Consider the following 14,324-nt stretch of genomic DNA (forward strand, 5'->3'; position numbering starts at 1 on the left):
GATTCCGCAACCCCGAAAACCAGCGGCTACGCACCCGCACCGCCACCACCCGCCGACACCGCGGACACCTCAACCCCGCTTAACTTCGAAGAGCCTTCAATCTCTGTAGCCGAGCCACCGCACTGTCCGCGGCAGAACAGTGCGCGCTCAGGACAGCTCCCCGTGCGCTCAGATCAAACAGAGGCATTTTCGGTCCCCATTGGGACAAGACTGCCGCTGCTATACGAGGTAAGGAATTACGACCAGCGGGGAGGGCGAAGCCTTCGGGCCAGATTTAGCGATGGGCGCACAGCACCGCCACAACCTCCAGCGCGATGAAGAGGCCCATCACGGCAATGCACCACCGGATCCGCCTGCCGCGATCTTCGGGTGTGAGAACAAGCGCATGCCCGGACCTATGCACGGGCTTCCTGGCCCGCGACACCAACGGATCTCGGAATCCGGAGAACCTGCGGTTACGGACTCCACTCCGCCACTACCGCGTCGCCACCGCGGACACCGCAATTCCGCTAACTTCGAAGAGCGGATTGAGGGTACGCGTTCAGAGATACTGTGTAAGCCAGTCGGGAATGCTCTGATCGTCAACCCCCCACGACTCCACCACCGTCTCGTCCTCCTGCCAGGTGTTTTCGTTGCCATCGAAGAACTTCTGCCTGTGGCACTTGTACTTGACGACGGTGTCACCCTCGAGCCGGTACTCGTTCCAGTAGTAGTTCTGCTTCCCGTGGCCGTTCCACTCCCGGGTTGTGTAGATCGTCGCCATGGAGGCAAAGTGTAGCCAGGACGGCAGTGAGACGCCGCTGGACCTTGGCCGCAGTGTTGGATGCAGGGCGTCCAGCTACGCATCGGCGCTGACTTTGAGTCCAGGCACCCTGGCACGATAGAGGCACAGGCCGAGAAGACGCTCACTCGTTTCCACGATCAGCCCGGCCACAGCGAGACACCGCCGCAGGCCGCCGACCGATCGGATTGCGGCATGAGAGTGACATGATCTCAGCGAGGCTGCCCTTGGAGCCTCAAACGATATCATCTTTGACTGAGTTGGATGTCGGGGGTTCAATTCGGATTTCGCCGTTAGGCGCATATGCGAACCAGCTATCCCCACCGCCAGCCGTCAGTGACACTGCGCCATGCCCGGGGTTCGCCCAGCGTTCCGCAATGAATCTTGTAGCACGGCGCGCGTGAGATAGCAGATACACGGCTGCGGCAGCAAACGCAACTGTTAATATGATGATGATTCCGTAGTATGCTAACTCGACCAGGTAGAACTTACCCAAGATCCATATGGCCAGTGATGCAGCTCCCGTAAGGGTGGTCACAATAAGGATGGCTGCAAGGCCAAACAGGAACGGCCCCACGTGCGTCTGATCGTCACGCTGCAGTGCCACGTCCCGCCGCCGATATACAACATCGGCCTCTTCATTGTGAAGCTTCGCCCCCTTCCATGCACGCCAGGCACCCCCGTCCGCCGCGAAGGCGAAGGATACTGAATCGCCAGGATCCAGCTGACCGATCTTGTATCTCGGGCCCGCGAACGCCGGGTCTTCGTCCGTGATGTCCCGCACCCCCAACTCTGGTTCCGGAATCGGGTCAAGTTCACGCTGGAGGATCTTGGCTCCCTCTGGTATATCAAATCGAACCGATTGGTTCTTGATGGACGTGTTGCCGGCGTTGGTGATGGTGTAGCGCACGTTGACCAAACGGTCGACCTCGCGGCCTCGGTAACTTATCTTGACTCGGTCAGCCCGCTTTGCTCCATAGTTGAGTTCTGGTTGTTCGACCTCCAGATCCCATGCCAAGAGAGTTTTGGGTCCTCGTCTAGTTTTAATTATTTCCAGAAGATAACCACTTACAAAGCCCAGCAAGGCCGCTACTACCGGAATGACTAACTTGCTCGACGACCAGTCAGAGGATTCTTGCCCAGCTGCTGCCATGAGGAACGAGGACATGTAGGCAATCTACAAGGGAGGAGTCCGCCCATGGTGATGCGGTACAGGGTGGTGGCACTCGCCCATCACAGTAGTCGATCTACGGACTAGAGGTTCACGAGCAGTTGCCCGTCTGTCGGAGGTGATCGTCTGCGCTTACCTCTACTGTCGACCGGCCCGGCTTGGCAATCTTCGAGACTTGATCGAACGCACTCTTCTCGGCAGTTGAGGGCGCCAGGTCCGCGGAGAATGCGATCTCCGTAAGGCGAGGAACGCTCGAGAACAGATTTCCTGCAAGCGGTGGATGGTGCCGTGACGCGACTCCCCGGCCGCGCCGGTGCCACCGCGCCCGGCCGGAGCGAAGCGTGACGACGACCTTCGAGCCCAGCCCGGAAGCGGCGCCCGGTCATCGTGTCAGCACGGCCACCGCGTTCGCTACGCAGGCGACGAGCCAGCGGTCAGCGACGGGATCCGCGACGATGTCCACCGGACCGCGGCCGTGTTTTCCGCCGCCGAGATCGTATTCCTCGACCCGGCGCTCGGTCGCGGTGTCGATGACGATGACGGTCCCGGGCTCCCAGAGCGCGACGAGCAGGAGCGCTCCGTCGCGGCTGAGCGCGATCCCGTACGGCTGGGGGCGTGACATCGCGACGCCGAGCGACACCCCGCGGCGCGTACTCAAGGTCTGCGTGGTGATGCTGCTCGACACCTCGCACGTGCCGGTATCCACGACGGTGATCGCTTGGGACCATCGGCAGGCGACGTAGAGGCGGTCGCCGTCAGGGCTGATCGCGAGAGCGCCCGGCCCGTCCCCGACCGGCACGGTGGCCGTGGCGGTCAGCGTACGCGTGTCCACGACGCTCACCGTGCCCTTGCGGAAGTTCGCTACGTAGAGCCGGTCGCCGCCGGGAGACTGGGCGAAGGCGCACGGCCCCTCGCCGACCTCGATCGTCGCGGTGACCGCGCGGGCCTGGGGATCGAGCACGGACACGGTGCGCCCGCCTATGCCGGCTACGTAGACCCGGTCGCCCGCCGGGCTGACCGTGAGGGCACGCGGTTCCGGGCCCACGCCGATGCGGGCAGTCTCCTTGTGCACTGCGGTGTCGATGATCGACACCGAGTTCGAGCCGAGGTTGGCGGCGTACACCTCGCCCCGCGACGGATGCGCGGCGACAGCGATGCACCGGCGGCCGACCTTGATCCGCTCGATCTCGGTGCCCGCCACGAGGTCCACGACCGACACCGTGCCCGCCCGCCGGTGTCCCAGGAACGCGTGCATGCGATTGTTGGCCAGGTAGGCATGGCCGTGGCGCGGATCCAGGGCCAGACCCTGCGGGGTGTCTCCCGCGGCGATCACCCGAATGTCCACTCTGCGCTTGCCCCTCATCAGCGACGTCCAGCCAGACTACGACCACATTCGGAGCGAGGGGAGCCGGAGCCGGCGTTACCGTTGACGGGTGATCGGCAATCTTGAGACGTTCCAGGACGAGCTGGCCGCCTGCGGGTTTCCGCCGCTGGTCAACAAGCTGGCCGGGCCCGGCTTCCGGGGCCGGGTCGCAGCCCGTGAGCTCGGGCCGCTGCGGCTGGTCTCCCTCGAGACGCCCGAGAGCGTCTGCGTCGGGCGGGAACGCGACACCCTCGACGGCGAGAACCTGGCGATCAAGGTGATGATCCGGGGCCGGACGCGGATCGGCCAGGGGGGCGGCGACGCCGAGCTCGGGCCGGCCGACCTGGTGCTGCTCGATCCCACGCGTACGCTGCGGTTCGAGAGCACCGCTTCGGCGCACGTCACCATGGTGTTCCCGCGCCGGGAGCTTCGGCTGCGGCCCGCTCAGGTCGACCGGCTCGCCGGCGAGCGCATCGACGGCAGCCACGGTCCGGGCGCTCTCGTCTCCGTGCTGGCCCGGGAGTCGGCGCGGCTGGCGACCGAGTTCCGCGAGGCGGAGGCGCTGCGGTCGGCGGCGGCCGTCATCGAGCTGATCGCGGTCGCCCTGGAGGCCCGGCTGGGCGACGAGCAAGCGGCCCCGGACGAGTGGCTGCGGAACCGGATCGCCGGCTACATCGAGGCCCGGCTGGCCGACCCCGGCCTGTCCCCGCCCGGCATCGCCGCCGCCCACCACATCTCCGTGCGCCGGCTGCACAAGCTGTTCGAGGACCAGCCGCTCACCGTCGCGGCCCTGATCCGCCGTCGCCGCCTGGAGCGCTGCCGGGCGGAGCTGACCGGCAGCGGGCGTACGGTCACCGCCGTGGCCGCCCGGTGGGGGTTCTCCGATCCCGCGCACTTCAGCAAGCTCTTCAAGACGACGTACGGCTACAACGCCCGCGCACTGATGACCAGCAACCGTGCACGGACGGCCAAGACGCGCCCGGCCGGCCCGGAACAGGATGGTGGTCACCAAGGTCGGCAATAGCGTTGGGAGACAGTCGTGGCGAAGGTGAACATCGTCCGCCCCGGTGAGGGCGAGATCCTCGGCAGCGGGGCGCAGCAGATCCGCATCCTGGAGAACGGCGAGCACACCGATCACCGGCTGGGGTTCGCCGAGGTCACCATCCCACCGGGCACCCCGAGCCCGTTGCAGCACCGCCACGCCCAGCACGACGAGGGCTTCTACGTGCTGGCGGGAACGTTCCGGTTCACCGTCGGCGAGGACCAGTACGACGCCGGACCGGGCACCTGGGTCATCGTGCCGACCGGGGCGCCGCACACGTTCGCCAACGTCGGCGACGTCAACGCGGTCATGCTGAACACCTTCACGCCGGACCTGTACGTGCAGTACTTCCGCGACTTCAAGGCCATGATCGATTCCGGGCAGCCGATCAACGCCGAGACCATGACCCCGCTGTGGAAGAACTACGCCACCGAGATCTCCAACGAGTACGCCTCGTGAGAACGACCGCTGCGGCCGCCCGGAGGTGACGCGGCTCGTAGAGCTCGCGGCCCCGATCCGTCGTCGAGTTGGCCTCAGAGGGCCCGCGCCGGAACCCCGGCGCGGGCCCGCGCTCTTCCCGCCCGGCGTAAGCCGTTGCGGGCCACCAGCCACTTCACCTGCCCCGAGGTTGGCCTTGCCCATGCTGTCCTCTCATCGAGGCGCTGAACCCTGGCGGGAGTTGATCACCCCGCGGGGGGTTCCCAGGAAAGCGGTGGTCGGCCCCGGATGCTGTACTGGAGCGGATATTCGCTCCGGCGGCCAGTACAGGTGGAGGCGTCGCGTAGGACCACGCTTCTTGTCTCCGCGTTTGTGAACCGATGGCCGTCGTCTGGCCGAGGTCAGGTGTCTGCGCGTACGGGGTATATGGAGGCGGAGGCGGGACCTGCTGGTTCGGGGCGCCTCCGCCGTAGGCCTCGAACGGTTCACCGTGGTAACCGTCGGCCATCACCGGAGATGGCGAAAAAGGCGGGCCAGAGGGTGTCCGGCCGGTGGCCGGGGTTGCCGGATAGACGCGCCAACCCGGCGGGACAGACGTGCCCGCGGAAACCGGAGAAGGCATCTGCGGGAACGCAGATGGGCCTGTGGTCGGGGATACCGGAGAAACGGCCTGCATCGTCGGCACATTCGGGCGCTCCAGCGACCGGGATGCGACGTTCTCAAGCCCGTCCCATTGTTGTTGGTCGGGTGCTGTCGTGGTCGGCGCCCGACTACCGGCTTCGCTCGCCCGGCGGTCATGGAACCGCTGTCGCATCCCGTAGAGTTCTTTCTCGGCCTGTTGAATCTTTCCCAGATTTGTCAGCACTCCGCCAAGCCTGCTATGGCTTGTTCCCTTGTTCTTGGCCCGCGCCTTGTCTTTCAGCACGTTCAAGGCCTTTTCCAGTGGTGGCAGAACAGACTCTTCGAAATGCCGCTTCTGCCCGGCATACCACTCGCCACCGTCTGATCCACGCACATAGATACCGCCATGATCACCCCGGCCCTGCAGGTTGTGCTTCCGCCACTGCGCGACCGCCTCGTTGATGGCTTTGATCTTCTTGTCATCATTGGTGATGACAAGAAGATTATTGAGTTTGATGACCTCGCCAAGAGAATAGCTGGTGCTTTGGTACAGGCGATCCAGCCGCTCGGCGAATAATTGGATTTCTCGCTCGTTCGTCATACGTTCCCTTCAAACCTCGATGCCCACCTTCCACCAGACCTTTCGCAAAATCGCGATATGACCGGACGGCCACTCACGGCTGTTGGCCCTCCTTCGAGGTGCGGCGGGTGTGGCGTTCTTCGTGTGAACGTGGCGCGCCGATCTCAGGTTCACGATCCAGTGCCACGTCATCGTGACTTTCCCGCCCGCCCCCGCGACTCTGCCCGGTCATCGACAGCTGCCGATCCGGCCACCGCCGGCCGCGGGCGATTTGGGCCGCCGAGGGGACAGCAGGCCTCGGTGCGCCGCTGACCGCACGGCCGGCCGCCGAGGTGGCGACGCGGTTGATGTTCCCGCCAAGCCTGCCCCCTGCGACCATCGGGGCATCTCACACGCCGGCTGTGGTCAGCGGCGCCGGTCCGGGGTGCCGGCGCGGCGGAGGCCGGCGGCGAAGACGAAGATGCGGCGGCGGGCGACCGCCTGGCCGCGCCCGTCGAGCTGGTAGCCGTCGAGCCAGATCCAGCCGTCATAGGTGGGGCGGTCGTCGACCGCGATGATCCGGAACGCGAAGCCGGAGCGGCCGGTGAACTGGACGCTGGCCGCCCGGCCCACGAGGACGACGTCACCGGGGCCCAGGGGACGGCAGTCGCTCGCCGGGGGTGCCACGGGTTCACCATGCGGCCTGGGCGGGCGCAGCTCAATGGCACGGGCGGATCTGGCACGAAGGTAACCCGTCCGCGGGGCGGATCAGCTCCGGTGCGGCCACGTGCGGGCCGCGCCGAGGCGCCCGGAGGTGGCGCGGTGGAACCAGCTGTCGTGCCCGTCGCGGACCCGGACCCGGCCGCCGGCGCGCTCGTACGCGTCCCGCCAGTCCCGGACCGTCTCGAACGCGCCCTGGTCGAGGTAGTCGAGATGCAGTTCCAGCGCCACCGTCCCGCCCGGGGGCACGGCGGCGAGTTCGCGGGCCACCCGGCCGGCGCCGACGAAGGCGAGCGTGCCGGTGATGACCACCGTCCAGCGTCCGGGGCCCGGCGACGAGCGGGTGATCTCGCACCGCGCCAGCCGGGCCAGCATCACCAGCACCGCCGCGGCGATGCCCAGCGCCACCCCGGTCAGCAGGTCGGTGAAGATCACCCCCAAACCCGTGATCAGGTACGTCGGCAGCTCGCGGTGCCGCGCGTACGTCCTGATCCGGGCCACGCTGACCAGCCGCAGTCCCATCACGACGAGCACGGCGGCCAGCGCGGACAGCGGGATCTGTTCGAGCAGCGAGCCGAGGAACAGCACGGACAGGGCGATCCAGAGCCCGTGCAGCACGGCGGACGCACGGGTGCGCGCCCCGGCCGCCACGTTGGTGGAGCTGCGGACGATCACCCCGGTGACCGGTAGCCCGCCGAGCGCTCCGGAGACGGCGTTGGCGGCGCCCTGGGCGACCAGTTCCCGGTTGAGGCCGGCCCGCTCGCCGTCGTGCAGCTTGTCCACGGCGACCGCCGACAGCAGCGACTCCACGCTGGCCACCAGGGCGATCGTGACCACCGCGAGGGCGATCTCGGCCGGGGCGGCGTCCGGCCACCGCGGCAGGCCGAGCTCGCCGATCGGGTCCGGCGGCAGGTCCACCCGGGCCGGCTCGAGGCCGGCCAGGCTCGCCGTGGCGGTCGCGGCGGTCACCGCCACCAGCGCCCCCGGCAGCAGGGACAGCTTCACGAACCGGGGCCACAGCAGCAGGATCGCGGCGGTGAGCAGGCCGATGAGCAGGGCGCCGCCGTGGTGGGCGGCGACCTGCCGGTGCAGGTCGCGCAGGCTGTCCCAGGCCGAGCCCTGCGGGTTCCCGCCGAGCACGACGTGGGCCTGGCTCAGTGCGATGACCACGCCGATCCCGGCGAGCATGCCGTGCACCACGGCGGGCGGGAGGGCGAGCGCGACCCCGCCGAGGCGGGCGGCGCCGAGCCCGATCTGCACGAGGCCGGCCAGGGCGACGACCGCCGTGGTGCCGGCCCAGCCGAGGTCGGCGACCGTGCCGGCGACGATCACGGTGAGCCCGGCCGCCGGCCCGCTGACCTGCAGCGGGGCCCCGCCGAGCAGGCCGGCCACGACGCCGCCGACGACCGCGGCGAGCAGGCCGGCGAGCAGCGGGGCGCCCGAGGCGGCGGCGATGCCGAGCGACAGCGGTACGGCTATGAGGAAGACGACGATCGATGCGGGCAGGTCGTGGCGGAACAGCGTGCGCCAGGCGTCCGGCGTAGGCATGGTGGAATCCCAACGATTAGGACATTTCGCCCACCATAGCCAAGCTGGGTAAACGGATGGTTACGCGGCTTCCGTGCCTGCCGACGAACGTCTGTGCTGATCTTTGTCCGATCGCACGAAGTGGAGTGTGACGGGGGCCACCATAATGCTCCAATGACCGCGCGCCACGGAGATCACACTCGGAGCGACGACGCTCCCGCCATCCCGCGGCGGGTGCGTCGTCCGAACCCCGCCATCACGGGCTTCCTGTGGGTGGTCGGCGGCGTGGCGTTCGTCGGCGGCGGGGCCAGCGACATCGCCGGGTACCCCTTCGACGGCGAGGCCCCCAGCATCGCGTTCCTGGTCGGCATCGTGTTCCTGGTGTTCGCCTGGCGCCGCAGCGCCAAGGCCCACCGCCTGGAGAACCAGGACCTCTGAGAACCCGCCCGGTCAGCGGCTGTCCGAGCCGGCGCCCGCGACCGCCGCCCGCCCCGCCTCCAGACGCGCCACCGGCACCCGGAACGGCGAACAGGACACGTAGTCCAGGCCCACCTCGTGGAAGAAGTGCACCGATTCGGGGTCGCCGCCGTGTTCACCGCAGACGCCCAGCTTGAGCCGCGGCTTCACCGCCCGGCCCTCCTCCGCGGCGATCCGGATGAGCCGGCCGACGCCGTCGCGGTCGATCGACTCGAACGGTGAGATGCCGAAGATGCCGAGCTCCAGGTAGCGCCAGAAGAACGCGCCCTCGACGTCGTCGCGGGAGAAGCCCCAGCCCATCTGGGTCAGGTCGTTGGTGCCGAAGGAGAAGAAGTCGGCCGCCTCGGCGATCTGGCCGGCGGTCAGCGCCGCCCGGGGCACCTCGATCATCGTGCCGATCAGCACCTCGACCCCGCTGCCCGCGACCACCTCGGCGACGATCTGCTCGCACTCCTGGCGCACCATCTCCAGCTCCTGCACGGCGCCGACCAGCGGCACCATGATCTCCGGCCGGGGGTCGAGGCCCTCCGCGGCGAGCTGCACCGCGGCCTCGGCGATCGCGCGGACCTGCATCGCGAACAGGCCCGGAATGACCAGGCCCAGCCGTACGCCGCGCAGGCCGAGCATCGGGTTCTGCTCGTGCATCCGGCGTACGGCGTCGAGCAGCTGGGCCTCCTCGCTGTGCTCCTCGCCGCGCTCGCGGGCGACGGCGACGTTGACGGCCAACTCCTCCAGCGACGGCAGGAACTCGTGCAGCGGCGGGTCGATGAGCCGCACGGTGACCGGCAGGCCGTCCATGGCCCGGAACAGGTCGACGAAGTCGGCGCGCTGCAGGGGCAGCAGGGCGGCGAGCGCGTCGTTGCGGGCGGTCTCCGTCCCCGCGAGGATCAGCCGCTCGACCAGTTCCTTACGGTCGCCCAGGAACATGTGCTCGGTGCGGCACAGGCCGATGCCCTCCGCGCCGAAGCGCCGGGCGCGGGCCGCGTCCTCGCCGGTGTCGGCGTTCGTGCGTACGGCCAGCCGCCGGGTCGCGTCGGCGTGGCCCATGAGCGTGTGCACGGCTTCGACCAGCGTGGACTCCACCCGTTCGCCCTCGAAGTACTGCACCACCTCGGAGGGGCGTACGGGCACCGCTCCCAGGTAGACCCGGCCGCTGGTGCCGTCCACGGAGATGACGTGCCCCTCCTCGACCGTACGGCCGTCCACGGTGAACCGGTCCGCGGCGATCTCGAGCTGGTCCGCGCCGCACACGCAGGTCCGGCCCATCCCGCGGGCCACGACGGCGGCGTGGCTGGTCTTGCCGCCCCGCGCGGTGAGGATGCCCCGGGCGGCGATCATGCCGGCCAGGTCCTCGGGATTGGTCTCGCGGCGCACCAGGATGACGTCCTCGCCGGCGGCGGCCAGCTCGACGGCCCGCTCGGCGGTGAAGACGGCCTTGCCGCTGGCGGCGCCCGGGGACGCGCCGATGCCGGTGGTGAGGGCGGCCGGCTCGGCGGAGAGGTCGAAGCGGGGGAACATCAGCTGGGCCAGCTGCGCGCCGGAGACGCGGCTCAGCGCCTCGTCGAGGCTGATCATGCCCTCGTGGACGAGCTGGGCGGCGATCCGGAACGCGGCGCCGGCGGTGCGCTTGCCCACCCGGGTCTGCAGCATCCAGAGCTTGCCGCGCTCGATGGTGAACTCGATGTCGCACAGGTCGCGGTAGTGCCCCTCGAGCTTGGCCATGATGGCCAGCAGTTCCTCGTACGAGCGCGGGTCGAGGCGCTCGAGCTCCTCGAGCGGCACGGTGTTGCGGATGCCCGCGACCACGTCCTCGCCCTGCGCGTTCGCCAGGTAGTCGCCGTAGATGCCCTGGGCACCGGAGGCCGGGTCCCGGGTGAACGCCACGCCGGTGCCGGAGTCCGCGCCGAGGTTGCCGAAGACCATCGCCACCACGTTCACGGCCGTGCCGAGGTCGGCCGGGATCCGTTCCTGACGGCGGTAGAGCACCGCCCGTTCGGCATTCCAGGAGCGGAAGACGGCCTCCATCGCGAGCCGCATCTGCTCCCGCGGATCCTGCGGGAAGTCGTATCCCGTGTGCTTGGCGAAAATGCGCTTGTAGCGGTCGGCGAGGGCCTTCAGGTCGGCGGCGTCCAGGTGCAGATCATCGGTGGCGCCCTTGGCTTTCTTGGCCTCTTCGAGCGCGGCGGAGAAATCCTCACCCGGCACGTCGCAGACAGTTTTCCCGAACATCTGGATCAATCGCCGGTACGAATCCCAGGCGAATCGGTCGTCGCCGCCGGCCTGGGCCGCGAGCCCTTCGACGCTGGCGTCGGTGAGGCCGACGTTGAGCACCGTCTCCATCATGCCGGGCATCGAGAAGGCGGCGCCGGAACGCACCGAGACCAGCAGCGGATCATCCGGGTCGCCGAGCCGGCGGCCCATCGTCGCCTCCAGGGCAGCGAGATGCTCGTCGATCTCCTCGGCCAGCCCCGCGGGGTTGGCGCCGGTGGCCAGATACGCCTGGCAGGCGCGGGTGGTGACGGTGAAGCCGGCCGGTACGGGGAGCCCGAGCCGGGTCATCTCCGCCAGGTTCGCGCCTTTTCCACCGAGGAGCTCCTTGAGATCCTTGTGGCCTTCCGAAAAATCGTAGACGTACTTCTCCCCGGCCATTGTCGCCTCCATTGCCATCGCAAGCGAACGCTCGTTAATGGTGACCCGGAGATTAGGCGCGGCGCCACTCGGCGCCCTAGTGTTCGTGAAAAACTGCACAAGCATTCGCGTGAAGGAGCGCGGAAGAGCGTGACATCGCGCAGCCGCGCGCACCTTCGCGCACGCCGCGGGCGCCCGGGCGCCCCGTGTCGGGCCGATCATGCTTGGTCGAAGCCGGAAATGGGCACGTCACAGGTTCGGTACATGAGCTGACCAGGCTCCGGGCCGACGGACTGAACTTTTTTCGACCTGGCGAGGCCGGCAGTTCCCGCCGCTGGTCGACGGCGCGGCACCGTCGGGCTCGATGGCAGGTGGAAAAAGGTTCACTGAGCGACATAGGCGGTTGACACATGACGGAGACACTGCGGGTCAGCGAGGGCGACGAGGACCGCACCACGACCACCGGGCTCACCCTCGGCGTCGAGGAGGAACTGCACGTCGTCGACCTGAGGACGCGGGAGCTGGTGCCCCGGGCGCCGGACGTGCTCGACCAGCTCGACGCGGCGCACTACTCCGCGGAGCTGCACCGTTCGGTGGTCGAGACCAACACCCCGGTGGCGGCCACCCTCGACGAGCTGCGCGAGGGCATCGTCGCGCTGCGCCGCCGGGCCATCGGCGTCGCCGAGTCGCTGGGGCTGGGGCTGGTCGCGGCGGGCACGGTGCCGGTCGTCGACCTCGACTCGCTGCCGGTGACGCCCACCTCCCGCTACCGCCGGATGCTGGACGAATACCAGATGCTCGCCCGGGAGCAGCTGATCTGCGGCGCCCAGGTGCACGTCGGCATCCCCGACCGCGACGAGGCCGTCTCCGTGGCCCAGCGGGTCGCCCCGGCGCTGCCGGTGCTGCTGGCCCTCTCGGCGAGCTCGCCGTACTGGATGGGCGAGGACAGCGGGTACGCCAGCGTGCGCTCGCTCGTCTGGATGCGCTGGCCGACCGCGGGTGACAGCGGCGTCGTCACCGACGCGGCCGACCACGACGCGCTGGTCGCCGACCTCATCGCGTCCGGCACGATCAGCGACCCCAAGATGGTCTACTTCGACGTCCGCCCGTCGGCCCACCTGCCCACCGTGGAGCTGCGGGTCACCGACTCCAGCCCGGACGCGGACACGGTGGTGCTGCTCGCCGGCCTCTTCCGCGGGCTGGTGCTGCGCGCCCGGCAGGACCACCGCGCCGGCCGCCCGGTGGTGCCCACCCGGCCGCCACTGCATCGCGCGGCGATGTGGCGGGCCGCCCGCTCCGGGCTGGAGGGCGACCTGCTCGACCTGCCCCGCTCGCCGGTGCCGGTGCCCGCCGCGGTCGCCGTCGAGCGGCTGGTCGCGGACCTGCGCCCGCAGCTCGAGGAGCTGGGCGACTGGGAGCAGGTGTTCGACCTGTCCGTGCAGGCGCTGAGCCGGGGCAGCTCGGCGGCCCGGCAGCGCCGCGCGCTGGCCCGGCGCGGGCGCATCTCCGACGTGGTCGACCTGGTCGTCGCCGACACCCGCGGCGGCGCGACCGGCATCGGGCCGGGCGGGCAGACGGTGCCGGCGGGGCTGACCCCGTACGCGGCGACCGGCGATGAGGCCTTCCCGGGCGGCGACGTGGTGCCGGCGTACCAGCCGATCCTCACGGTGCTCAGCTCGCTCGGGCCGGCCGGCCTGCGCCGCCGCGAGGACGCCAAGGACGACGAGCAGCGCGCCCGCGGCATCACCTTCAGCGTGGCCGGCGAGGCCGCGACCCGGCTGTTCCCGTTCGACCTGGTGCCGCGCATCGTGCCCGCGGACGACTGGGACCGGCTGCGCGGCGGGCTGATCCAGCGGGTCCGGGCCCTCGACGCGTTCGTCAACGACGTGTACGGCGACCGCACGGTGGTCGCCGACGGCGTCGTGCCGGACTGGGTGATCGACGGCTCTCCGGAGCTGCGGCCCAGCGGCGCCCTCGTCCACCGCCCCGGCGTCCGCGCCCAGGTGGCCGGCGTCGACCTCGTCCGCGACGCCGCCGGCGGGTGGTGCGTGCTGGAGGACAACCTGCGGGTGCCGTCCGGGATCGCGTACGCGATGCAGAACCGCCGCCTCACCGAGGCCGTGCTCCCCGAACTGCCCCGCCCGGACGGGCTGCTCAGCCCCGAGGAGACGCCCCGGCTGCTGAAGCGGGCCCTGCTGGACGCCGCCGGGCCGGCCGCCGGCGACGACCCGCGCGTGGTCGTGCTCAGCCAGGGCCCGGACGATTCGGCGTGGTTCGAGCACCGGATGCTCGCCGAGGAGATGGGCGTGCCGGTGGTCCGCAGCACCGAGTTGCTCGTCGACGACGGCGTGGTGCACCGGATCGAGAACGGCCGCAAGCACCGCGTCGACGTCATCTACCTGCGGATGGGCGAGGACAGCCTGGTGCACTCGCCGGGCGCGGACGGGATGCCGCTGGGCCCGAGCCTGGTCAACGCCCTGCACGCCGACACCGTCGTGCTGGCCAACGCGCTCGGCAACGGCATCGGCGACGACAAGGCCGTGTACGCGTACGTGCCCCGCCTCATCGAGTACTACCTGGGCGAGAAGCCGCTGCTCGCGGACGTGCCGACGTACCTGTGCGGCATCCCGGAGCAGCGCGCGGAGGTCCTGGGCCGGCTGGAGGAGCTGGTCTGCAAGCCGGTCGACGGCTACGGCGGCGACCGCATCGTCATCGGCCCGCACGCGACCCCCGCCGACCTGGCCGCCGTACGCCGGCAGATCCTCACCGCCCCGCACCGCTGGGTGGCGCAGGAGGTGGTGGACCTGTCGACGCACCCGGTCTTCGACGGCCACCAGCTCGCGCCGCGCCACGTCGACCTGCGGGCCTTCGTCTTCACCGGCACGGAGTCCGTGGTCGCCCCGGCGGCCCTGACCCGGGTGGCCCCCGCCGGGAGCATGATCGTGAACTCCTCGCGCGGCGGCGGCAGCAAGGACACGTGGTTGCTGGGCTAACCCC

Annotated in this window: 11 protein-coding genes; 4 read left to right on the top strand and 7 right to left on the bottom strand. The window is 69.7% G+C overall.

What is annotated here, in order from left to right; all coding sequences use genetic code 11:
- Positions 1–541: 541 nt before the first annotated feature.
- From CLV70_RS28530 to CLV70_RS28535, 3 genes are all read right to left on the bottom strand, one after another.
- Positions 542–763, bottom strand: coding sequence for a hypothetical protein (locus CLV70_RS28530; protein ID WP_106129711.1), 222 nt, complete (start codon positions 761–763; stop codon positions 542–544).
- A gap of 253 nt (positions 764–1,016) precedes the next feature.
- The gene (locus CLV70_RS39255) at positions 1,017–1,949 is read right to left on the bottom strand and encodes a COG1361 family protein (protein WP_146164191.1); all 933 of its coding nucleotides are present in this window, start codon (positions 1,947–1,949) and stop codon (positions 1,017–1,019) included.
- A 385-nt stretch (positions 1,950–2,334) separates the two neighbouring features.
- The gene (locus CLV70_RS28535; RefSeq protein WP_158277841.1) at positions 2,335–3,285 is read right to left on the bottom strand and encodes a YVTN family beta-propeller repeat protein; all 951 of its coding nucleotides are present in this window, start codon (positions 3,283–3,285) and stop codon (positions 2,335–2,337) included.
- A gap of 100 nt (positions 3,286–3,385) precedes the next feature.
- Here CLV70_RS28535 and CLV70_RS28540 point away from each other — a divergent pair, with 100 nt between their 5' ends.
- Complete coding sequence (locus CLV70_RS28540; protein ID WP_106129713.1) at positions 3,386–4,339, top strand: helix-turn-helix domain-containing protein; 954 nt, start codon at positions 3,386–3,388, stop codon at positions 4,337–4,339.
- A 15-nt stretch (positions 4,340–4,354) separates the two neighbouring features.
- The gene (locus CLV70_RS28545) at positions 4,355–4,816 is read left to right on the top strand and encodes a cupin domain-containing protein (protein WP_106129714.1); all 462 of its coding nucleotides are present in this window, start codon (positions 4,355–4,357) and stop codon (positions 4,814–4,816) included.
- Between the two features lie 154 nt (positions 4,817–4,970).
- Here the strand turns inward: CLV70_RS28545 and CLV70_RS39260 are convergent, their stop codons facing one another.
- The 3 genes from CLV70_RS39260 to CLV70_RS28555 form a co-directional block, all read right to left on the bottom strand.
- Positions 4,971–6,017 (bottom strand): hypothetical protein, encoded by a 1,047-nt coding sequence (locus CLV70_RS39260; RefSeq protein WP_146164192.1) that lies wholly within the window; start codon positions 6,015–6,017, stop codon positions 4,971–4,973.
- A gap of 384 nt (positions 6,018–6,401) precedes the next feature.
- The gene (locus tag CLV70_RS28550; RefSeq protein WP_170148671.1) at positions 6,402–6,662 is read right to left on the bottom strand and encodes a hypothetical protein; all 261 of its coding nucleotides are present in this window, start codon (positions 6,660–6,662) and stop codon (positions 6,402–6,404) included.
- Between the two features lie 81 nt (positions 6,663–6,743).
- Positions 6,744–8,243, bottom strand: coding sequence for a SulP family inorganic anion transporter (locus tag CLV70_RS28555; protein ID WP_106129715.1), 1,500 nt, complete (start codon positions 8,241–8,243; stop codon positions 6,744–6,746).
- A 153-nt stretch (positions 8,244–8,396) separates the two neighbouring features.
- Between CLV70_RS28555 and CLV70_RS28560 the strand changes: the two genes are divergently transcribed.
- Positions 8,397–8,660: a hypothetical protein gene (locus CLV70_RS28560; RefSeq protein ID WP_106129716.1), complete on the top strand. Its 264-nt coding sequence runs from the start codon at positions 8,397–8,399 to the stop codon at positions 8,658–8,660.
- A gap of 12 nt (positions 8,661–8,672) precedes the next feature.
- Here CLV70_RS28560 and ppdK read toward each other — a convergent pair whose 3' ends face one another.
- A complete protein-coding gene (gene ppdK, locus CLV70_RS28565; RefSeq protein WP_425440238.1) occupies positions 8,673–11,348 on the bottom strand; it encodes a pyruvate, phosphate dikinase in 2,676 nt (891 codons plus the stop codon).
- A gap of 389 nt (positions 11,349–11,737) precedes the next feature.
- On the opposite strand from ppdK, the gene CLV70_RS28570 reads away from it, so the two are divergent.
- Entirely contained in the window at positions 11,738–14,320 is a 2,583-nt protein-coding gene (locus CLV70_RS28570) for a carboxylate--amine ligase/circularly permuted type 2 ATP-grasp protein (RefSeq protein ID WP_106129718.1), read from the top strand.
- Positions 14,321–14,324 lie beyond the last annotated feature (4 nt).

Origin of the sequence: Pseudosporangium ferrugineum, from assembly GCF_003002065.1 — a bacterium.
Lineage (GTDB): Bacteria > Actinomycetota > Actinomycetes > Mycobacteriales > Micromonosporaceae > Actinoplanes > Actinoplanes ferrugineus_A.

Coding starts and splice junctions, on each gene's coding strand:
- CLV70_RS28530 (WP_106129711.1), bottom strand. CDS start 763: ATGGCGACGATCTACACAACCCGGGAGTGGAACGGCCACGGGAAGCAG.
- CLV70_RS39255 (WP_146164191.1), bottom strand. CDS start 1,949: ATGTCCTCGTTCCTCATGGCAGCAGCTGGGCAAGAATCCTCTGACTGG.
- CLV70_RS39260 (WP_146164192.1), bottom strand. CDS start 6,017: ATGACGAACGAGCGAGAAATCCAATTATTCGCCGAGCGGCTGGATCGC.
- CLV70_RS28555 (WP_106129715.1), bottom strand. CDS start 8,243: ATGCCTACGCCGGACGCCTGGCGCACGCTGTTCCGCCACGACCTGCCC.
- CLV70_RS28560 (WP_106129716.1), top strand. CDS start 8,397: ATGACCGCGCGCCACGGAGATCACACTCGGAGCGACGACGCTCCCGCC.
- ppdK (WP_425440238.1), bottom strand. CDS start 11,348: ATGGCCGGGGAGAAGTACGTCTACGATTTTTCGGAAGGCCACAAGGAT.
- CLV70_RS28570 (WP_106129718.1), top strand. CDS start 11,738: ATGACGGAGACACTGCGGGTCAGCGAGGGCGACGAGGACCGCACCACG.